At 72.4% G+C, this 19,654-nt stretch carries 18 protein-coding genes; 3 read left to right on the top strand and 15 right to left on the bottom strand.

The features are described from left to right. Positions 1-67: 67 nt before the first annotated feature. Positions 68-940 (bottom strand): DUF6279 family lipoprotein, encoded by an 873-nt coding sequence (locus G5B56_RS06275; RefSeq protein WP_164962656.1) that lies wholly within the window; start codon positions 938-940, stop codon positions 68-70. A 13-nt stretch (positions 941-953) separates the two neighbouring features. On the opposite strand from G5B56_RS06275, the gene glmU reads away from it, so the two are divergent. Then, the gene (gene glmU / locus G5B56_RS06270) at positions 954-2,327 is read left to right on the top strand and encodes a bifunctional UDP-N-acetylglucosamine diphosphorylase/glucosamine-1-phosphate N-acetyltransferase GlmU (RefSeq protein WP_164962655.1); all 1,374 of its coding nucleotides are present in this window, start codon (positions 954-956) and stop codon (positions 2,325-2,327) included. 163 nt (positions 2,328-2,490) lie between these two features. Here the strand turns inward: glmU and G5B56_RS06265 are convergent, their stop codons facing one another. From G5B56_RS06265 to tsaB, 3 genes are read right to left on the bottom strand one after another with little or no spacing between them, the layout of a single operon-like run. Continuing rightward, positions 2,491-3,396 (bottom strand): uracil-DNA glycosylase family protein, encoded by a 906-nt coding sequence (locus G5B56_RS06265; RefSeq protein WP_164962654.1) that lies wholly within the window; start codon positions 3,394-3,396, stop codon positions 2,491-2,493. Then, entirely contained in the window at positions 3,386-3,832 is a 447-nt protein-coding gene (rimI, locus tag G5B56_RS06260) for a ribosomal protein S18-alanine N-acetyltransferase (RefSeq protein WP_029718604.1), read from the bottom strand. Before rimI ends, G5B56_RS06265 begins: the two co-directional genes overlap by 11 nt. Before the next feature lie 20 nt (positions 3,833-3,852). Beyond that, entirely contained in the window at positions 3,853-4,638 is a 786-nt protein-coding gene (gene tsaB / locus G5B56_RS06255; RefSeq protein WP_164962653.1) for a tRNA (adenosine(37)-N6)-threonylcarbamoyltransferase complex dimerization subunit type 1 TsaB, read from the bottom strand. A gap of 31 nt (positions 4,639-4,669) precedes the next feature. Between tsaB and dacB the strand changes: the two genes are divergently transcribed. After that, the gene (dacB, locus tag G5B56_RS06250; protein WP_009856487.1) at positions 4,670-6,091 is read left to right on the top strand and encodes a D-alanyl-D-alanine carboxypeptidase/D-alanyl-D-alanine-endopeptidase; all 1,422 of its coding nucleotides are present in this window, start codon (positions 4,670-4,672) and stop codon (positions 6,089-6,091) included. Then, the gene (locus tag G5B56_RS06245) at positions 6,088-6,378 is read left to right on the top strand and encodes a SemiSWEET transporter (RefSeq protein WP_037290234.1); all 291 of its coding nucleotides are present in this window, start codon (positions 6,088-6,090) and stop codon (positions 6,376-6,378) included. Before dacB ends, G5B56_RS06245 begins: the two co-directional genes overlap by 4 nt. Before the next feature lie 71 nt (positions 6,379-6,449). Here the strand turns inward: G5B56_RS06245 and G5B56_RS06240 are convergent, their stop codons facing one another. From G5B56_RS06240 to G5B56_RS06190, 11 genes are all read right to left on the bottom strand, one after another. Continuing rightward, complete coding sequence (locus tag G5B56_RS06240; RefSeq protein WP_009856485.1) at positions 6,450-7,097, bottom strand: OmpW family protein; 648 nt, start codon at positions 7,095-7,097, stop codon at positions 6,450-6,452. Between the two features lie 34 nt (positions 7,098-7,131). Continuing rightward, positions 7,132-8,292, bottom strand: a complete 1,161-nt coding sequence (locus G5B56_RS06235) for an SGNH/GDSL hydrolase family protein (RefSeq protein ID WP_230765830.1) — start codon at positions 8,290-8,292, stop codon at positions 7,132-7,134. A 136-nt stretch (positions 8,293-8,428) separates the two neighbouring features. Beyond that, positions 8,429-9,394 (bottom strand): SGNH/GDSL hydrolase family protein, encoded by a 966-nt coding sequence (locus G5B56_RS06230; RefSeq protein WP_164962651.1) that lies wholly within the window; start codon positions 9,392-9,394, stop codon positions 8,429-8,431. A gap of 35 nt (positions 9,395-9,429) precedes the next feature. After that, positions 9,430-10,401, bottom strand: a complete 972-nt coding sequence (locus tag G5B56_RS06225; RefSeq protein ID WP_009856482.1) for an L-threonylcarbamoyladenylate synthase — start codon at positions 10,399-10,401, stop codon at positions 9,430-9,432. Between the two features lie 8 nt (positions 10,402-10,409). Beyond that, positions 10,410-11,570 carry a 5-(carboxyamino)imidazole ribonucleotide synthase gene (locus G5B56_RS06220; protein ID WP_164962650.1) on the bottom strand — a complete coding sequence of 387 codons (1,161 nt, stop codon included), beginning with the start codon at positions 11,568-11,570 and terminating at the stop codon, positions 10,410-10,412. Continuing rightward, positions 11,567-12,079 (bottom strand): 5-(carboxyamino)imidazole ribonucleotide mutase, encoded by a 513-nt coding sequence (gene purE / locus G5B56_RS06215; protein WP_009856480.1) that lies wholly within the window; start codon positions 12,077-12,079, stop codon positions 11,567-11,569. Before purE ends, G5B56_RS06220 begins: the two co-directional genes overlap by 4 nt. A gap of 78 nt (positions 12,080-12,157) precedes the next feature. Continuing rightward, positions 12,158-13,261 (bottom strand): hypothetical protein, encoded by a 1,104-nt coding sequence (locus G5B56_RS06210; protein ID WP_164962649.1) that lies wholly within the window; start codon positions 13,259-13,261, stop codon positions 12,158-12,160. Between the two features lie 4 nt (positions 13,262-13,265). Then, positions 13,266-14,168: a phosphoribosylaminoimidazolesuccinocarboxamide synthase gene (locus G5B56_RS06205; RefSeq protein ID WP_164962648.1), complete on the bottom strand. Its 903-nt coding sequence runs from the start codon at positions 14,166-14,168 to the stop codon at positions 13,266-13,268. A gap of 115 nt (positions 14,169-14,283) precedes the next feature. Continuing rightward, the gene (gene fba, locus G5B56_RS06200; RefSeq protein WP_009856477.1) at positions 14,284-15,348 is read right to left on the bottom strand and encodes a class II fructose-bisphosphate aldolase; all 1,065 of its coding nucleotides are present in this window, start codon (positions 15,346-15,348) and stop codon (positions 14,284-14,286) included. Between the two features lie 340 nt (positions 15,349-15,688). Next, a complete protein-coding gene (gene pyk / locus G5B56_RS06195) occupies positions 15,689-17,116 on the bottom strand; it encodes a pyruvate kinase (protein WP_164962647.1) in 1,428 nt (475 codons plus the stop codon). 91 nt (positions 17,117-17,207) lie between these two features. Beyond that, positions 17,208-19,535 carry an NADP-dependent malic enzyme gene (locus G5B56_RS06190; protein ID WP_164962646.1) on the bottom strand — a complete coding sequence of 776 codons (2,328 nt, stop codon included), beginning with the start codon at positions 19,533-19,535 and terminating at the stop codon, positions 17,208-17,210. Between the last annotated feature and the right edge of the window lie 119 nt (positions 19,536-19,654).

Here is a 19,654-nt window from a genome sequence, read left to right as displayed (position 1 = left end):
GAGCGCGTGAAATCGCGCTCGGGCCTGAGCCTGGCACGCGAGGCCTTCCGGCCTTGCGTGTCCCGGCTCAGGGCTGTGCCGCCAGCGTGCCGGTGGCCGCGGCGGCCAGCGAGCGCAGGTCGCGCTCCCAGCCCGACAGCTTTTCGCGCGCCCGCTCGCGCTGCACCGGTGTCGTCGTGTTGTGCACACGCGCGGCGAAACCGCAGTTGTAGAGCTCCAGCCGGGCCTGCTGCTCGCGATAGGCCGCATCGGCCGAACGTTCGCCGCGCGAAGCCAGCGTGCGCAGCGCCGGCAGCGCGGTGTCGGCGTCGGCACGGTCGGCGACCAGCCGGCGCAGCGTCTGCACGATCTCGCGCTGGCGCCGGTCGCGCTCGGCGATCCAGGCCTCGGGGTCCCACGGCGACGCGGCCACGGCCTCGGCGACGACGCGCCGCTGCGCCGCGTCCAGGCGGCCGTAGAAGTCCTCGAAGCGGCCGACAGCGCGTTCGACCGCGGCCTCGCGCCGTGCCACCGGGTCGGCCTGCAGGTACTCCTCGCGCATCTCGTCCAGCCGCTTGGCATAACGCTGCTCCAGGTGGCGCAGCTGCGGCTCGCGCAAGCCGGCCAGCAGCGGCGCGCCTTCCAGCAGCGCACGGTCCAGCGCCGGCATCGCCGCCTCGCGCAGCCGCCCGGTCCAGCGGCAGACGGCCTCGGGCGTGGTCGGCTGCATCACCGTCTGGCGCGCCTCGGCGAGCAGCGCGGCGTACTCCGGCAGTTCGTTGGCGCGGTGCCAGTCGAACCAGCGCGCGATCGCCGCCTTGGCCGCCGGCGCCTGGCGCGAGTCGAGGTCCAGGTAGCCGTCGAGCCACCACCACACGAGCCGGGGGCCGTTGTCGTAGCCCAGACGCAGCGTGCTGCAGCCGGCGAGCACCAGGGCGGCCGCGATAATCGCCGCTTTCAACAAGGACCGTCTCATGGCATTGAACGTCGTCGTGATGGCCGCGGGCAAAGGCACGCGGATGAAGTCGGCGCGGGCGAAGGTGCTGCACCGGCTCGGCGGTCGCAGCCTATTGCAGCATGTCCTCGATGCCGCCGCGCCGCTGGGGGCCTTGCGCACCGTCGTCGTCACCGGCCACGGCGCCGAGCAGGTCGAGGCCGCCGCGGCGGCCAGCGGCGCGGTCTTCGTGCGCCAGGAGCCGCAGCTCGGCACCGGCCACGCGGTGCAGCAGACGGTGCCGGCACTGGAGGACGCCGCCGGCACGACGCTGATCCTCAACGGCGACGTGCCGCTGATCCGCCCCGAGACCGCCGCCGCGCTGGCCGCGGCCTGCGGCGGCGAACGCCTGGCGCTGCTGACCGTCGAGCTCGCCGACCCCAGCGGCTACGGCCGCATCGTGCGTGACGCCGCGGGCGCGGTGACGGCGATCGTCGAGCACAAGGACGCGAGCGAGGCGCAGCGCACGATCCGCGAGGTCTACACCGGCATGATGGCCGCGCCGACGGCGCTGCTGAAGCGCTGGGTGATGGCGCTGAAGGACGACAACGCCCAGCGCGAGTACTACCTGACCGACATCGTCGGCATGGCGGTCGCCGAAGGCGTGGCCGTGGTCGCCGCGGCGGCGTCGGGCGAGACCGAGGTGCTGGGCGTCAACAGCCCGGCGCAGCTGGCCGACCTGGAACGCCGCCTGCAGCGCCAGCGCGCCGAGGCGCTGATGGCCGCCGGCGTGCGCCTGGCCGACCCGGCGCGCTTCGACCAGCGCGGCACGCTGGACTGCGGCCAGGACGTCGAGATCGACGTCAACTGCGTCTTCGAAGGCCGCGTCGTGCTCGGCGACGGCGTCTCGATCGGCGCCAACTGCGTCATCCGCGACGCCGAGATCGGCGCCGGCGCGGTGCTGCATCCGTTCACCCACGTCGAAGGCGCCAAGGTGGGTGCCGGCGCGCTGGTCGGCCCGTTCGCGCGCCTGCGCCCGGGCGCCGCGCTCGGCCGCGAGGTGCACATCGGCAACTTCGTCGAGGTGAAGAACTCGACGCTGGCCGACGGCGCCAAGGCCAACCACCTGGCCTACCTCGGCGACGCGACGGTCGGCCCGCGCGTCAACTACGGCGCCGGCAGCATCACCGCCAACTACGACGGCGCGAACAAGCACCGCACGGTGATCGGCGCCGACGTGCACGTCGGCTCGAACTGCGTGCTCGTCGCCCCGGTGACGATCGGCGACGGCGCGACGATCGGCGCCGGGTCGACGATCGGCAAGGACGCGCCGGCCGGCCAGCTCACCGTTGCACGCGCGCGCCAAGCCAGCCTGCCGGGCTGGCAGCGGCCGAAGAAGGTGCCGAAGGGCTGACGGGGAGACGTGAAGACGGAGAAGACCGGGGTCAAGAAGACCGGGGTCAGGTCCCGCAGGACCTGACCCCTTCGGCGGTGGACCTGCCGCAGAAAGACCAGAAAGACTGGGGTCAGGTCCCTCAGGACCTGACCCCTTCTTCTGACCCCTTCTTCTGCCCCCTTCAGCCGCCGCCGGTGCGTTCGGCCACCGCCGCGGCCAGGCACAGGTCGTCCCAGGCGCGCGCCTTGTCGGGCAGGTTGCGCAGCAGGTAGGCCGGGTGGTAGGTGACGACCAGCGGCACGCCCTGGTAGCGGTGCACGCGCCCACGCAGCTTGCCGATCGGCTCGCTGCTGCGCAGCAGCGCCTGCACCGCGAAACGCCCCATCGCGAGGATGATGCGCGGCTTGACCAGCTCGATCTGGCGCACCAGGAAAGGCTCGCAGCGCTGCAGCTCGTCGGGCGCCGGGTTGCGGTTGCGCGGCGGCCGGCACTTCAGCGTGTTGGCGATGTAGACACGCTGCGCCGGGTCCCCATCGGCCGCTCGCGACAGCGCCAGCGCACGCAGCATCGCGTCGAGCAGCTGGCCGGCCGCGCCGACGAAGGGTTCGCCGCGCAGGTCCTCCTGCTCGCCGGGGGCCTCGCCGACGATCATCCAGTGCGCCTGCGGGTGGCCGACGCCGAACACGGTCTGCGTGCGGCTCTGCGACAGCGCGCAGGCAGTGCAGCCGGCGACGGCTTCGCGCAGCGGCTGCCAGTCCAGGCCCGAGACGGCCCCCAGGTCCACCGGCGCGGCCGGCACCGGGGCGACTGCCGGCGCCGTGGCGCGCACGGCCGGCACCGGGGCGGCAGACGGGGCTGCGGGGCGCACGGCCGGCGCCGCGGCGGGGGCCACCGGCGCCGCGGGGGGCACCGCCGGGCGCGGCTCGGAACGCAGCGCCACGCCCGCCACCGGCACCGCCTCGACCACGGGTGCCGGCGCCTCGGCCGCCGCGGCTTCTGCCGGCGGGGCCGAGGCGTCGAGGATCGGCGGCTGCCACAGCCGCAGGCCCATCGCCCGCAGCATCGCGGCCTGGCGTTCAGACCACATCGCCGGCCTCCTGCGGCACGCGCCGGTTCATCACGATCGCGTCCTCGCGCCCCTGCGCCGCCGGGTAGTAGCCGCGCCGGCGCCCGACCGGCGCGAAACCGCGGCGCAGGTAGACCGAGATCGCGCGCTCGTTGCCGGCGCGCACCTCGAGCCAGACGACGGGCAGCGCCAGCACGCGGCAGCGTGCGTCGAGCTCGTCGAGCAGCCGCCGGCCCAGCCCGCGGCGCTGCAGCGCCGGCGCGACGGTGACGTTGAGCAGGTGCATCTCGTCGACGCCGACCATCGCGACGTAGTAGCCGGCGAGCACGCCGTCGGCCTCCAGCACCCAGGCTTCGTAACCAGCGGCCAGCGAGTCGACGAAGTTGCCGCGGGTCCACGGGAACTCGTAGGCCCGGGCCTCGACGGCCAGGACCGCGTCGAGGTCGGACAAGCTCATCGCGCGCAGCGTCGCGGCACTCAACGCGAAGCCTCCGCGGCGTCCTTCGCGGCGCGCACCGCCTCGCGTTCACGCGTCGTCAGCGCGACCTTGTCGCGCAGGTACAGCGGCAGCGCCAGCGCCGCGTCGACACCCTCGCCGGCCGCCCAGGCGGCGCGCGCCAGGCGCAGCAGCGCCGCGGGACGGTCGTGCTCGGCGGCGACCACGGCGCGCCCGGGCGCCAGGCCCAGGCGCTCGCCGAAGGCGGCGATCGCGCTGCCGGCCACCACGCCGCCACTGCCGGCGGCCATCGCGGCGAATGCCTCCAGCGTGTACAGCGCCGGCGCGACGAGCTCGTGCCAGCGGCCGTCGGCCCAGCGCCAGCGTGCGGCGTAGACCTCGTCCATGCGCGCGTCCATCGCGACGTCGACCTCGAACTCGGCCGCCTCGGGGGCAAGCTGCACACGCGCGTCCTCGGCAACGATCAGCAGGCTGTCGACCGGCAGCACCGGACAGCCGATGCCGAACGCCAGGCCCTGGGCGACGGCGCAGCTGGTGCGCAGGCCGGTGAAGGCGCCGGGGCCGCGGCCGAAGGCGATGGCGTCGACCTCGGCCAGCACCAGCCCGGCGCGCGCGAGCAGCGCCTGCACGGTGGGCAGCAGCGCCGCGGACGCCAGCGCGCCGCCGGCTTCGTCGGCGGTCCAGGCGCCGTGCGGCGCGGCGAGCGCGACGGCCATGCGTTCGGTGGAGGTGTCGAAGGCGAGCAGACGCGCCGTCTCGGGGCTCGCCGCGGCCACGCTGCCGGGCGGGAGGGACGGATCGGGCATCGGGCGAGTTTAGCCGTGCGATCATCGCCGGATGACCCTGCCGCGTGCCCTCGCCTGCCTCGCGCTCGCGGTCGCCGCGCTGGCCGCGCGGGCGCAGGCGCTGCCCGCCGAGGCACGTGCGGCGCTCGAGCGCGCCGGCGTGCCGGCCTCGGCGCTGGCCGTCGTCGTGCGCGAGCTGCCGGCCGGCCCGACGCGCCTGGCCTGGCAGCCCGAGCTGCCGCTGAACCCGGCCTCGGTGACCAAGCTGGTGACGACGCTGGCGGCGCTGGAACGCCTGGGCACCGGCTGGACCTGGACCACGCCGGTCTGGCTGCAGGGCGAGATCCGCGACGGCGTGCTCGACGGCTCGCTCGTCCTCCAGGGCCGCGGCGACCCGCAGCTCAGCGCCGACCGGCTGCGCGCCGCGCTGCGCCGCGTGCGCCAGATGGGCGTGCTGGAGATCCGCGGCGACATCGTGCTCGACGGCTCGGCCTTCGTCGCCCCCGAGGCGGCGCCTGGCGACTTCGACGGCGACGCCACCCGGCCGTACAACGTGCAGCCGGCGGCGCTGCTGGCGAGCTTTCGCACCGTCGGCTACACCTTCGTGCCCGACCCGGGCGCCGGCGTCGCGCGCGTCATCGCCGACCCGCCGCTGGCCCGCACCCCGGTGCAGGCCACGGTGCCGCTGTCGGCCGCCCCGTGCAGCGACTGGCGCACGGCGCTGGGCGCGAGTTTCGGCCCGGCGGTGCGCTTTGCCGGCCGCTACCCGGCGGCCTGCGGCGAGTTGGCCTGGTACGTCGCCGACCCCGACCCGGCGAGCTACGACGCGCGGCTGCTGGAAGCGCTGTGGGCCGAGGCCGGCGGTCGCCTGGCCGGTCGTGCACGCGCCGGCAGCGCACCACGCGACACCGCGCCGAGCTTCGAGCTGCGCTCGCCGCCGCTGGCCGACCTGCTGCGCGACATGAACAAGCTCAGCCAGAACACGATGGCCGAGCAGATCACGCGCACGCTGGCGCTGCAGCGCCGCCCCGACCTGCCGGCCGACGCCGCCGGCGCACGCAGCGCCCTCGCCGAATGGCTGGACCAGGCGCTCGGCCCGCTGCCGCCGGGCACCGTCATCGACAACGGCTCGGGGCTGTCGCGCACGACCCGGCTCAGCGCCGGACTGCTGGCGCGGCTGCTGGAGCGCGGCTACGCCAGCCCGGCGATGCCGGAGTTCGTCGCCTCGCTGCCGGTGGCCGGCATCGACGGCACGATGCGCCGCGCCAAGGCGCTGACGCCGGGCCGCGCGCACCTGAAGACCGGCTCGCTGCGCGACGTCGCGGCGCTGGCCGGCTACGTGCTCGCCGACAGCGGCCGGCGCTACGCCTTCGTCGCGCTGCTGCAGCACCCCAACGCCGCTGCCGCACGCCCGGCCTTCGAGGCCCTGCTGCAATGGACCGCACGCGACGCCGGCGCGGCCGCCGCACCATGACGCTGGCCGACGCCATCGGCTACCTCGCCGCCACGCTGACCACCGCGGCCTTCGTGCCGCAGGCGCTGCTGACGCTGCGCACACGCGACGTCAGCGGCATCTCGCTGGGCATGTACGGCGTGTTCACCACCGGCGTGGCGCTGTGGCTGGCCTACGGCATCGCGCTCGGCGAGTGGCCGATCATCGTCGCCAACGCCGCGACGCTGGCGCTGGCGGCGACGATCCTGACGCTCAAGATCACGATCGAGCGCCGGCAGCGCCGCACACGCCGCGACGGCGGCGCCTGAAACGACACGAGGCCCGCGGGCGCTGCCGGCGGGCCTCGTGCAGCAGGGGCGCGGCGCGCCCCGCCGGGCGATCAGAAGCTGTAGCTGACGCCGCCGGTGAAGACCACCGGGCGGTAGTTCACCGTGGTCTTGATGACCGCGGCGCCTTCGCCGACCAGCTCGCTCTTGACCTTGATGACCGCGACGCTGGCGAACACGCCCCAGTCCTGGTCGAGCTTGTAGGAGAAGCCGGCTTCGGCCGCCGGACCCCACGAGTCTTCCATGTGGATCTTCCAGCCGTAGGGCGACTTGCGCTTGGCGAAGTGGGTGTAGTTGATGCCCAGGCCGACGTACGGGCGGAACTTGTCCGCCGGCGCGCCGAAGTGGTAGTTGAACAGCAGCGTCGGCGCCACCGAGCGCGCCTCGACCACCTTGCCGAGGTAGTCCACCGAGCCGTCGGCGTAACCCTCGATCTTCGGCGGGATGCCGAGCACGAGTTCGACGCCGATGTTCGGCGACACCATGCGCTCGTAGATGAAGACCGCCGTCGTCGCGTCGGTCGTGTTGGCGTCGGCGCCGGGCGGCACGCCCAGGCCGGTCACGCCGTTGGTCTGGGAATGCGTGTCGTAGCGCGTGATGCCGGCCTTGAGGACGTTGAGCTTGTAGTCCTGGGCCTGGGCCAGGCCCGCGGCACCGGCCGCGAGCGCCAGCACCGCCAGCGCGCGAATCGTCTTGTTCATGTCGTGATTCCTTGTCGTGGCGTTCGCGTCGTCGTCAGTCGTCCGCGGCGATCCAGCCGAACGATCTCAGCTGGGCCAGGACCTGGCGGGCGTAGTACGCGTGGCCCCCGGTGCTCGGGTGCACGCCGTCGGCGAAGAACCACGTGGACGGATCGGCCCCGTCGACGAGGCCGTTGTACGGGAAGCCGGGCGTCGCGTTGCAGAACAGCGAGGAGCCGTCGGTGATGGCCCCCGAGGTGTAGCCGGAGATCTTCTGGACGCTGCAGGCCGGCGTCGTGATGTTCCAGCTGCCGGGGTTGGCGTAGACCGAGGCGCCGATGGCGGCCATGTCGAGGATCTGCACCGGCTGGCCGTCGAGACCGGCCTTGAGCCAGAAGTTGAAGGTCTCGGTGATGGTCTTCAGCACGCCCTGGATGCTCGCCGGGTAGGCCTGGAACCTGGGCGTCAGCGCCGAGTTCGGCAGGTTGCCGATCGCGACGTACTTGCCGCCGTTGGCGAGGATCTTGGTCTTCACGTAGCCGGCCAGCTCGAGCGCGGCTTCCTTCACGCCCTCCTGGGCGGCGCTCTGCGCGTCGTACATCAGCTTGTTGCCGCGCTCGGCGCTGATCTCGCCGGCGATGACCTGCGCCTGGATCGCCTGCACCGTCGTGGCGAAGGTGTTCAGCTGCACGAAGGCGTCGTTGTTGCCGGCCCAGATCAGGATCAGGTCGGTGTCCTTGAACGTGTGGCCGAAACGTTCGCTGGCGAGGTAGTTGTCGATCTGCGTGACGACGGGGACGGTCAGCGCGCCGCCGTCGCGGCCGATGCCGACCGGGTTGGTGACACGCGAGCCGCCCTGGGCGAAGCCGGTGCAGGTGTTGTTCGCGGCCGGGCAGTCGGTGCTCGGCAGGCCGGCGAAGCCGGTCATCGCCGGCGTGACCGCCAGCCCCAGCGCGTCGGCGACATGCTCGACCCAGATGTAGCCGTCGGTGCCGGCCAGGTTGGTCGTGAACTTGCCGCCCAGCGGGCCGGTCTTCGGCGCATAGGTGCCGACGTCGCTCAGGCTGTCGCCGAACGAGACGACCGCGGTGAACGAACCGAGCGTCGTCGGTGCGCCGGAAGGGCCGTCACTGGCCGGATCGGGATTGCCGCCGCCGCATGCCGCCAGCAATGCCGCGCTGACGGCGGCCGCGAGCACGCCTCTGCGCATCTTCATCATGTCTGCCCCGCTTTCCTGATGTATTCGAACGCCCGTCACGAACGTTCGTTCTATTTTGGCGAGGCGACTATAAGCGGGCTCGGGCCGACTCTGCGAAGAGGAAACCCGGGCAGCGGCCTGCGGCCGCGACGGCTCAGAACGGGTTGTTCTCGGCGCGATCGATCGCCATGCGGCCGATTTCGTAGTGGCCACGCGGCCCCAGGTGCCAGGCATCGGCCCACAGGTGGGAGCTGCTGGTGGCCCCTTCGACCAGCGTCCGATTGTTGCAATCCGGCAACTCGGCGGTCGTCAGGCAGGCCGCATCCTTCACGTTGCTCAGGTTGAAGCTGCCCGGCGACTTCTTCATCACCTGGATCCGGGTGTCGGCCTGGACCAGGCCGATGTAGCGGCCGTCGATCAGGATGTTGGTGCCCAGCGAGACGTTGAAGGACTGCACGAGCGCGGAGATGAAGGCCGCGCGGTCGACGTCGGTGTTGGCGGCCTTCTCGGCCAGCGCGTAGGGCGACAGGCCCATGTCGGGCAGGTTCGACAGGATGACCTTGCCGCCCAGGTCGACGATCTTGTTGACCTGGCGCGCCAGGGCCTTGCCGCGGGCGGCCGCGTCGTCCTTCAGGTCGGACATGCTGCGCGTCGGATAGGCCCGGTACAGGTCGAGGATGTCGTTGGCGCCGACCATCACCGCCACCAGATCCTTGTCGCGGAAGCCGCCGTCGCCCACCTGGGCGTCGATCTGCGCCTGCAGGTCGGCGACACGCGCGTTCTCGGTGGCGCGGAAGAAGGCCTTGACGTTGCCGTTCTCGGGGTCGCACTGCTCGAAGACGAAACCGTAGTTGCCCGCCAGGCGCTGCACCCAGATCGGGTTGCCGGTGCACGAGAAGGTCTCGACCGAGGTCGTGCTGTCGACAGTGACGCTGTTGATGCTCCAGCGCTTGCCGCCGGAGGTCAGCAGGCTGTTCTCGTCGCCGAAGACGATCACCCGGCCCGGGTCGAAGGCGTCGTACTGCGAGGTGCCGCCGCCACAGGCCACGAGCGCTGCCGCGATGGCGACGCCACCGATCACGCGACGCAGGAGGCGGCCGCGATTCAGGAAGAGGGACATGAGGACTCCGAAACGGAAGCGGCTAGGTGCTTGGGTCAGGCGGCGGCGCGCGTCAGACGGTCGCGCACGCCGTCCCACTCGGGACCCGCCGGCGGCTGCTCGACCCAGACGAGCGACGCGCCACCGGCATCGAAGCCGCGCAGGGCCGCGAACAGTTCGTGCGCGGCGGCTGCGGGATCGGCCGGCATCGGCCGGTGCTGCACGCTGGAACCCGGCGGCGGAACGACGCGGGAATATACCGCGACGCCCGCTGGCACCGGTTTCCGCAGGACGGCCATCAGTGACGCCGTGTCCAGCAGCCGGATCCGGGCCGCCGGCGCGTAATGCGACTCGAGCGTGCCCGACGCGCGCGGCGAATCGGCGCCGGCCGCGGCCAGCGGCGCGCCGATCACGGCCTCGATCTCGCGCCGGTCGAGCGCGCCCGGACGCAGCAGCGCCGGACGTTCGCCCGAGCAGTCGACGATCGCCGACTCGATGCCGACCTCGCAGGCCCCGCCGTCGACGATCAGCAGACCGTCGCCGAACTCGCCGACCACGTGCGCGGCGGTCGTCGGACTGACGCGGCCGAAGCGGTTGGCACTCGGCGCCGCGACGCCGGGCACGCCCAGGCGCGCGGCCTCGCGCAGCAGCGCCAGGGCCACCGGATGCGAAGGCAGACGCAGCCCGATCGTGTCCTGGCCGCCGGCGGCGGCCTCGCCGCGGCCTTCGCGGCGGCGCAGGATCAGCGTCAGCGGCCCGGGCCAGAAGCGCGCCATCAGCGCCTGGGCCACCGGCCCCGGCGGCTCGGCGAACTCGGTGACCGCGGCCGCGTCGGCGACGTGCACGATCAGCGGGTGGTCGTCCGGGCGGCCCTTGACCGCGAACACCGCGGCGGTGGCGACGTCGCGGTCGGCGCGGGCCCCCAGGCCGTAGACGGTCTCGGTCGGGAAGGCGACCAGACCGCCGTCGCGCAAGCGTTCGGCGGCGCTGGTGATCGAAGCGGGCTTGGTTCCGTCGAGGATCGGCATCGTCGTCCTCAGAAGGCCGGCAGGCCCAGGCACTCGCAGACCCGGAGCGCCGTCGCGCGGGCGCTCTCGGCGTCGGCCGCGGTGACGGTCAGGTGGCCCATCTTGCGGCCGCGGCGCGCGTCGGTCTTGCCGTACAGGTGCAGCGCGACGCCGGGCAGCGCCAGCACGCCGGCCCAGTCGGGCGTGCGCGGCTCGGCCGTGCCATCGGGGAACCACAGGTCGCCGAGCAGGTTCAGCATCACCGCCGCCGAATGCAGGCGCGGCGCAGCCAGCGGCAGCCCGGCCAGCGTGCGCAGCTGCAGCTCGAACTGCGAGACGTCGCAGGCGTCCAGGCTGTAGTGGCCCGAGTTGTGCGGCCGCGGCGCCATCTCGTTGGCGACCAGGCGGCCGTCGGCGAGCACGAAGAACTCGACGCAGAGCACGCCGACGTAGTCCATCGACGCCGCCAGCCGGCCGGCGCAGTCGACGGCCTGGGCGGCGAGTTCGGGCGACACGCCCGGCGCCGGCACCTGGGTGACGGCGAGGATGCCGTCGCGGTGCAGGTTCTGCTGCACCGGCAGGTGCACCAGCGCGCCGTCGCGCCCGCGCGCGACGATGACGCTGAGCTCCAGCGCCAGCGGCAGGCGCTTCTCGAGCACGCAGGCGGCACGGCCCAGGCGCTGCCAGGCGGCGGCCAGTTCCTCGGCCGTCGCGACCGAGGCCTGGCCCTTGCCGTCGTAACCCAGGCGCGCGGTCTTCAGGATGCCGGGCAGCAGCGCGGCGGCGGCGGCGAGGTCGGCCTCATGCTCGATCGTCGCGAACGGCGCGCAGGGCACGCCGGAGCGCTGGAAGTGGCGCTTCTCGGCGGCGCGGTCCTGGCAGATCTCGACCGCGGCGGCAGCCGGCGCGACCGGCACCCGTGCCGCCAGCGTGCGCAGCGAATCGGCCGGCACGTTCTCGAACTCGGTCGTCACCGCATCGCAGGCCGAGGCCAGCTCGGCGAGGCCCGCAGCGTCGGTGTAGGCCGCGGCGACGTGCCGATGGGCGACGAGCCCGGCCGGGCTGGTGGCGTCGGGCTCGAGCACGACGGTGCGGTAGCCCATCGTCTGCGCGGCGTGCACGAACATGCGGCCGAGCTGGCCGCCGCCCATCACGCCGAGCGCGGCACCGGGAAGCAGCGGCGCGTTCACTTGAGGTCGGCCGTCATCGCACGCGCGACTTCGGTCTGGCGGACGCGGAAGGCGGCGAGCTTCGCGTGCAGCGCCTCGTCGTCGGCGGCCAGCATCGCGACGGCGAACAGCGCCGCATTGGCCGCGCCGGCAGCGCCGATCGCGAAGGTCGCCACCGGGATGCCCTTGGGCATCTGGACGATCGAGTACAGCGAGTCCACACCCTGCAGGTGGCGGCTGGCCACCGGCACACCGAGCACCGGCACCGTGGTCTTGGCCGCGACCATGCCCGGCAGGTGCGCGGCGCCGCCGGCGCCGGCGATGATCGCGCGCAGGCCGCGCTCGCGCGCCGTCTCGGCGAACGCGAACATCTCGTCGGGCATGCGGTGCGCCGACAGCACGCGCGCCTCGTAGGGCACGTCGAACTCCTGCAGCAGCTCGGCCGCGCCGCGCAGCGTCTCCCAGTCGCTGGAGGAGCCGAGCACGATGGCCACGCGCGGCAGGCGCGCCGGGGTGTCGAGGGAACTCAAGAGAACGATTCCTTGCAGATCAGGGGTGGATGGCGCAAACCGCCATCCTCGCACGAACCGGCGGTGCCCCCGCCGGCGTCAGGCCGCCAGGCGCGAAGGATGCAGCCCGGCGAGCCCGGCCTTGAGGCGGCCGATCTCGGAATCGTACCGTCCCTGGACATCGGCCAGGACGCTGGCCCAGGCCTCGGCGCGCTCCGGATGGCCCAGCGCCCGGGACAGGCGCGCATGCTGCAGCAGGAACAGCAGCTGGTCCTCGAGCGCGAGGCCCGCGTGCAGCGCCGGATCGAGCCGGTCCAGCGCCTGCCGGGCATCGCCGTCGCAGCCAACGTCCAGCAGGCACGCGGCGCGCTCGATCTCGAGCATCAGCCGGTCGGCATGGAAGCCGAAGCGGGTGTCCTGCAGCCGCAGGAGCTCGTCGTAGATCACGAGCGCGCGAGCGGGCTCGCCGCCGAGCAGGGCCACGCGCGCACGGCAGGCATCCTTCAGCTGCATCAGCGAACGCTGATGCGCGCCGAGGCAGTAGGCGTAGGCCGACTCGACGCCGATGCCGGCCATCTGCAGCTCGTCGGCATCGAGCCGCCCGCGCAGCGCGTCCAGCCGCAGCGTGACCAGCGACATCGCCGGGCGGTTGTAGACCAGCGCGCCGATCGTCGCGTCGTCGCCCAGCGTGATCGCCTCGCGGCGGGCCCTCTCGTACCAGGGGCGTGCGGCCTGCGGCTGGCCGGCGAACTGGTGCGCGCTGCCGATCAGCACGCAGACCCGGCTGCTCGCCTCGAGGCAGGCGCCGGGGCGGTCGAAGCAGGGCTCGAAAGCCTTCAGCATCGCGTCGAAGTCGCCGCGCACGAACTGCATGTGCCCCAGCCACGCGGCGGTGAGGCGGATCAGGTCGTCGTGGCGCCAGGCGAGCGCGACGGTGTGGGCGCGCAGGATGCGGTCGGTGGCCAGCGGATCCATGTTGTCGAAGAACAGGATCAGCCCTTCGAGCAGCATGATGCGCACGGCGATGCGGCTGGCGCGGCCGTCGCCGTGCTCGCGCCGCAGTTGCGCTGCGACGAGCTGCGCGGCGGCGATGTCGCCGACCCGCGCCAGGTAGCAGCCGCGTTCGGCGGCCAGTTCGGCGCGCCGAAGCGGATCGCGGCAGCCGGCAAGCTCGTGGTCCAGACGGGCGAGCAGCCGGCTCATGGCGTCACGCGGGCGCGGTGAGGCGCTCGCAGGCGAGCGCGTAGCGCGCGGTGCTGGCCGCGGCCACCTCGGCCGGCAGGCGCGGCGCCGGGGCGCGCTTATTCCAGGGCTGGCCGTCGACGGTGGCCGTCTCCAGCCAGTCGCGCACCGGCTGCTTGTCGTAGCTCGGCGGGTTCTCGCCCTCGACCCAGCCCGAGGCCTCCCAGAAGCGAGAGGAGTCGGGCGTCAGCACCTCGTCCATCAGCGTCAGCGTGCCGTTCTCGTCGAGGCCGAACTCGAACTTGGTGTCGGCGATGATGATGCCGCGCGTCAGCGCGTGCGCCGCAGCCGCCTCGTACAGGCGGATCGAGACCTCGCGCACCTGGGCGGCGAGTTCGGCGCCGATCATCTGCTCCATGCGCTCGAACGGGATGTTCTCGTCGTGGTCGCCGACGGCGGCCTTGGTGGCCGGCGTGAAGATCGGTGCGGGCAGGCGGCTGGCGTTCTTCAGCCCCGGCGGCAGCGCGACGCCGCAGACGGTGCCGCTGTCCTGGTACTCCTTCCAGCCGGAGCCGGCGAGATAGCCGCGCACGACGGCCTCGACCGGCAGGCCCTTCAGGCGCTTGACGAGCATCGAGCGGCCGCGCACCTGGGCGACCTCGTCGGCGGCGACGACCGAGCACGGATCCTCGCCGGTCAGGTGATGGGGCACGATCGAGCCGAGCTTGTCGAACCAGAACAGCGCCATGCGCGTCAGCAGCTCGCCCTTGCCCGGGATCGGGTCGTCGAGCACGACGTCGAAGGCCGAGAGACGGTCGCTGGCGACCATCAGGATGCGGTCTTCGCCCACTGCGTAGTTGTCACGCACCTTGCCGCGCGCCAGCAGCGGCAGAGAGTGGAGATCCGACTGGTACAGGGCTGTGCTCATGCGCTCTCGCGGGGCGACCCGCGCTCAAAGTGTGGGGCTGAAAATGCACGAGGGGGCCTCGGTCGCGGCCCCCTCTTCGTCTCGGCGACGGACGCTGCCGCCGCCACGAAAATCATCAGTTGACGAGCTGCGCCAGCGTGCCCGCGGCGTACTTGCGGGCCATCTCGGCCATCGGCACCGGCTGGATCTTCGCGCCCTGGCCTTCGCAGCCGAACTCGAGGTAACGCTGCTTGCAGATCTGCTTGGCGGCCTCGCGCGCCGGCTTCAGCCACTCGCGGGCGTCGAACTTCGACGGATTCTCGGCCATGAACTTGCGCGCCGCGGCCGTCATCGCCAGGCGGATGTCGGTGTCGATGTTGATCTTGCGCACGCCGTGCTTGATGGCTTCCTGGATCTCCTCGACCGGCACGCCGTAGGTCTCCTTCATCTCGCCGCCGTACTGGTTGATCAGCGCCAGCAGGTCCTGCGGCACCGACGACGAGCCGTGCATCACGAGGTGGGTGTTCGGGATGCGCAGGTGGATCTCCTTGACGCGCGAGATCGCCAGGATGTCGCCGGTGGGCTTGCGCGAGAACTTGTAGGCGCCGTGGCTGGTGCCGATGGCGATCGCCAGCGCGTCGAGCTGGGTCTGCTTGACGAAGTCGGCGGCCTGCTCGGGGTCGGTCAGCAGCGCCGAGTGGTCGAGCTTGCCGACGGCGCCGATGCCGTCCTCCTCGCCCGCCTCGCCGGTCTCCAGCGAGCCCAGGCAGCCGAGTTCACCTTCGACGGTGACGCCGACCTCGTGCGCCATCGCGACGACCTTGCGCGTCACGTCGACGTTGTACTCGTAGCTCGACGGCGTCTTGCCGTCTTCCATCAGCGAGCCGTCCATCATCACCGAGCCGAAGCCCAGGTCGATGGCGCCGCGGCAGATCGCCGGGCTCTGGCCGTGGTCCTGGTGCATGACCAGCGGCACGGTCGGGAAGGCTTCGACGGCGGCCTGGATCAGGTGCTTGATGAAGGCCTCGCCAGCGTACTTGCGGGCCCCGGCGCTGGCCTGCAGGATGGCCGGCGCGCCGACTTCCTTGGCCGCTTCCATCACGGCCTGCACCTGCTCGAGGTTGTTGACGTTGAAGGCCGGGATCCCGTAGCCGTTTTCGGCGGCGTGGTCCAGCAGCTGACGCATCGAGACGAGTGGCATGGTGGTCTTCCCGCGGAGTGAATAGAGGGCGTCCGGCCACGCGACGCGCGCCGGACATGCGGAAGATTCTAGCCACTGCCCCCCGCGGCACCCCCCGGTACGACCAGGCCGCAGGCGGGTATGCGCGCGCCGCGTCAGGCGACGCGGCAGACCTTGAGCAGGCCCATCGGGGTCAGGTCCATGGCCCATCGGGCGGCCCATAGGGGTCAGGTCTCGGGAGACCTGACCCCGGACTTCGCGCGGGAGACCTGACCCCAGACTTCCCCGGCCTTCGCGGGAGACCTGACCCCGGCCTTCGGTGGCATGCCGGTGGCCCGGCGTCGCCTCGACGCTGCCCCGGTCAGCCGACGCGGCAGACCTTGAGCATGTTCGTGCCGCCGGGGTGGCCCATCGGCTCGCCGCAGGTGATCGCGTAGGTGTCACCCGGGCGCAGCACGCCGCGCTGCACGAGGACGCGCTCGGCTGCGGCCAGCGCCTCGTCACGGTCGGTGAACTTGGGCACCAGCAGCGGCGTGACGTTGCGGTACAGCGTCATGCGGCGCTGCGGCGCCGACGAAGACGTCAGGCCGTAGATCGGCACCTTGATGTGGTGGCGGCTCATCCACAGCGCCGTCGAGCCCGACTCGGTCAGCGCCAGGATCGCGCGGCAGCCCAGGTGGTGGGCGGTGAACAGCGCGCCCATCGCGATCGACTGGTCGATGCGGCCGAATCGCTTGTTGGCGAAGTCGGTCTCGAGGCGGAAGTCGTCGGCGGCCTCGGCTTCGAGCGCGATCGCGGCCATCTGCTGGATGGTCTCGACCGGGTAGCGGCCAGCGGCGGTCTCGGCGCTGAGCATCACCGCGTCGGTGCCGTCGAGCACGGCGTTGGCGACGTCGCTGACCTCGGCGCGTGTCGGCACCGCGTTGACGATCATCGACTCCATCATCTGCGTGGCGGTGATCGCGATCTTGTCGGCCTCGCGCGCCATGCGGATCATGCGTTTCTGCAGCGCCGGCACCGCGGCGTTGCCGACCTCGACCGCGAGGTCGCCACGCGCGACCATGATGCCGTCGGAGGCCTTCAGGATCTGCTCGAGCACGGGGATGGCCTCGCTGCGCTCGATCTTGGCGATCAGCCCCGGCTTGTGGCGCCAGGGTTCGCCGGCGACGTTGCACAGCTGGCGCGCCATCTCCATGTCGGTGGCGCTCTTCGGGAAGCTGACGGCGACGTAGTCGGCCTGGAAGCTCATCGCGGTGCGGATGTCCTCCATGTCCTTGGCCGTCAGCGCCGGCGCGGTGAGCCCGCCGCCGGCCTTGTTGATGCCCTTGTTGTTGGACAGCTCGCCGCCGACGACGACGCGGGTCGCGACGCGGTCGCCGACGACCTGCTCGACCGACAGCCGGATCAGCCCGTCGTTGAGCAGCAGCGTGTCGCCGGGGCGCACGTCGCGGGGCAGGTCCTTGTAGTCCAGGCCGACGCATTCGACGTCGCCGGGCTCGGTGCGCGAGGCGTCGAGCACGAAGCGCGCGCCGTTCTGCAGCTCGACCTTGCCTTCGGCGAACTTGCCGACGCGGATCTTCGGGCCCTGCAGGTCGGCCATGATGGCGACCTCCTTGCCCGCCGCGGCGGCGACCTGGCGCACGAGGTTGGCGCGGTCGATGTGGTCCTGCGCCTTGCCGTGCGAGAAGTTCATGCGCACGACGTCGACGCCGGAACGGATCATCGCCTCCAGCACCTCCGGCGAAGAGGAGGCGGGGCCGAGGGTGGCGACGATCTTCGTGGCACGCATGGCGGCTCTTTTCTCGAAACGCTGGAAACCCAGCGCCTGCGATTATGGGCAGAAGACCTGCCGCCGCCATGTTTGCCCGGGTACGGCCTGATTACCTCGTGGCTTGTCGCACGGCCGCCAGCGCCGCCGCCTCGGCCACCGCCAGCGCGGTGATGTTGATGACCCGGCGCACGGTGGCCGACGGCGTCAGGATGTGCGCCGGCGCCGCCGTGCCCAGCAGCATCGGACCGACGGTGACGCCGTGGCCGCTGGTCATCTTCAGCACGTTGAACAGGATGTTGGCGGCGTCCAGATTGGGCAGCACCAGCACGTTGGCGCTGCCGGTCAGCGTGCTGTCGGGCAGGTAGCGTGCGCGCACCTCGGCCGACAGCGCGGCGTCGCCATGCAGTTCGCCGTCGCACTCGATGTGCGGCGCCATCTGCACGAAGAGGTCGCGTGCGGCGCGCATGCGCCGGGCCGAAGCCCGCGCCGACGAGCCGAAGATCGAGTGCGACAGGAAGGCCACCTTCGGCGGCAGGCCGAAGCGCTGCACCTCCTCGGCGGCCATCAGCGCGATCTCGGCGAGCTGCTCGGCGCTGGGCTCCTCGTTGACGAAGGTGTCGGCCACGAACAGCGTGCCGCTGTCCAGCGGCAGGGCGTTCATCGCCGCGAGCGTCCTGGCGCCCGGCTTCAGGCCGATCGCCGCACGCACGTGTTCCAGATGCGAGTCGTAGCGCCCGGCGAGGCCGCAGACCATCGCGTCGGCCTCGCCGCGGCGCACCATCAGCGCCGAGGTCAGCGTGTGCGAGCGCCGCACCGTCGTGCGCGCCGCTTCGGGCGAGATGCCGTCGCGGCCCATCAGGCGGTGGTAGGCCTGCCAGTACTCGTCGTAGCGCGGATGGTCGGCCGGGTCGACGACCTCGTAGTCGCGGCCGGCTTCGAGCCGCAGCCCGGCCTGCGCCGCACGTTCGGCGATGACACCCGGGCGGCCGACGAGGATCGGCCGCGCCAGCCCTTCGTCGAGCACGGCCTGCACCGCGCGCAGCACACGTTCGTCCTCGCCTTCGGCATAGACCACGCGTGCCGGGCGCGCCTTCGCGGCGTTGAACACCGGGCGCATGAACATGCCGGTCTGGTAGACGAAACGCGTCAGCGACTGGCGGTAGGCCTCGAGGTCGGCGATCGGGCGCGTCGCGACGCCGGACTCGGCCGCTGCCTTGGCCACCGCCGGCGCGATGCGCAGGATCAGGCGGGCGTCGAACGGCGTCGGAATCAGGTAGTCGGGGCCGAACTTCAGCTCCTTGCCGGCGTAGGCGGCGGCGACCTCGCTGCTGGCTTCGGCCTTGGCGAGCGCGGCGATCTCGTGCACGCAGGCGACCTTCATCGCCTCGGTGATCTTCGTCGCGCCGCAGTCCAGCGCCCCGCGGAAGATGTACGGGAAACACAGGACGTTGTTGACCTGGTTCGGGTAGTCGCTGCGGCCGGTGGCGACGATGCAGTCCGGCCGCACGGCCTTGGCCAGCTCGGGGCGGATCTCGGGCTCGGGGTTGGCCAGCGCCAGGATCACCGGCTGCGGGGCCATCGTCGCCACCATCTCGGGCGTCAGCACGCCGGCGGCCGAGCAGCCGAGGAAGACGTCGGCCCCGGCCACGGCGTCGGCCAGCGTGCGGCCAGTGCTGCGCTGGCAATAGCGCATCTTCGACTCGTCGAGCTTGCCGGCCAGCACGTCGGCGCGCTGGTCCTGGATCAGGCCCTTGGAGTCGCAGACCCAGACGTTCTCGCGCCGCACGCCCAGGTCGACCATCAGGTCCAGGCAGGCGATGGCCGCGGCACCGGCGCCCGAGACCGCCAGCTTGACGCTCGCGATGTCCTTGCCGACGAGTTCCAGCGCGTTGAGCAGCGCTGCCGACGAGATGATCGCCGTGCCGTGCTGGTCGTCGTGGAAGACCGGCACGTTCATGCGCTCACGCAAGCGGCGCTCGATGTAGAAGCACTCGGGCGCCTTGATGTCCTCGAGGTTGACGCCGCCCAGCGTCGGCTCCAGCGCGGCGATGATCTCGACGAGCTTGTCGGGGTCGCGTTCGGCGAGCTCGATGTCGAAGACGTCGATGCCGGCGAACTTCTTGAACAGGCAGCCCTTGCCTTCCATCACCGGCTTGCCGGCCAGCGGGCCGATGTCGCCCAGGCCCAGCACCGCGGTGCCGTTGGTCACGACGGCCACCAGGTTGGCGCGCGAGGTGTACTCGGCGGCCAGCGCCGGGTCTTCCTCGATCGCCAGGCAGGCGTAGGCGACGCCTGGCGAATAGGCGAGCGACAGGTCGCGCTGGTTGGACAGCGGCTTGGTCGGCGTGACGGAAATCTTGCCGCGCACGGGCGCGCGGTGGTAGTCCAGCGCCGCCTCGCGCAGTGCGCGTTCGGCGTCGGAGAGGGGGGTGTTCACGGTGAGCCTCCTGTTCGCGCGGCGGCGACGGTTGCGGCCAGGGCGGGAGCGGGTACGGTACCTGACCCTAAGCCGTCGAGAAGCGGGGTCAGAAAGGCGGGGTCAGGTCTTGCAAGACC

The organism is Rubrivivax sp. JA1026 (assembly GCF_011065555.1).
Lineage (GTDB): Bacteria > Pseudomonadota > Gammaproteobacteria > Burkholderiales > Burkholderiaceae_C > Rubrivivax > Rubrivivax benzoatilyticus.
Note: the sequence above shows the minus strand (reverse complement) of the source record. Positions and strands in the feature narration are given on the sequence as shown.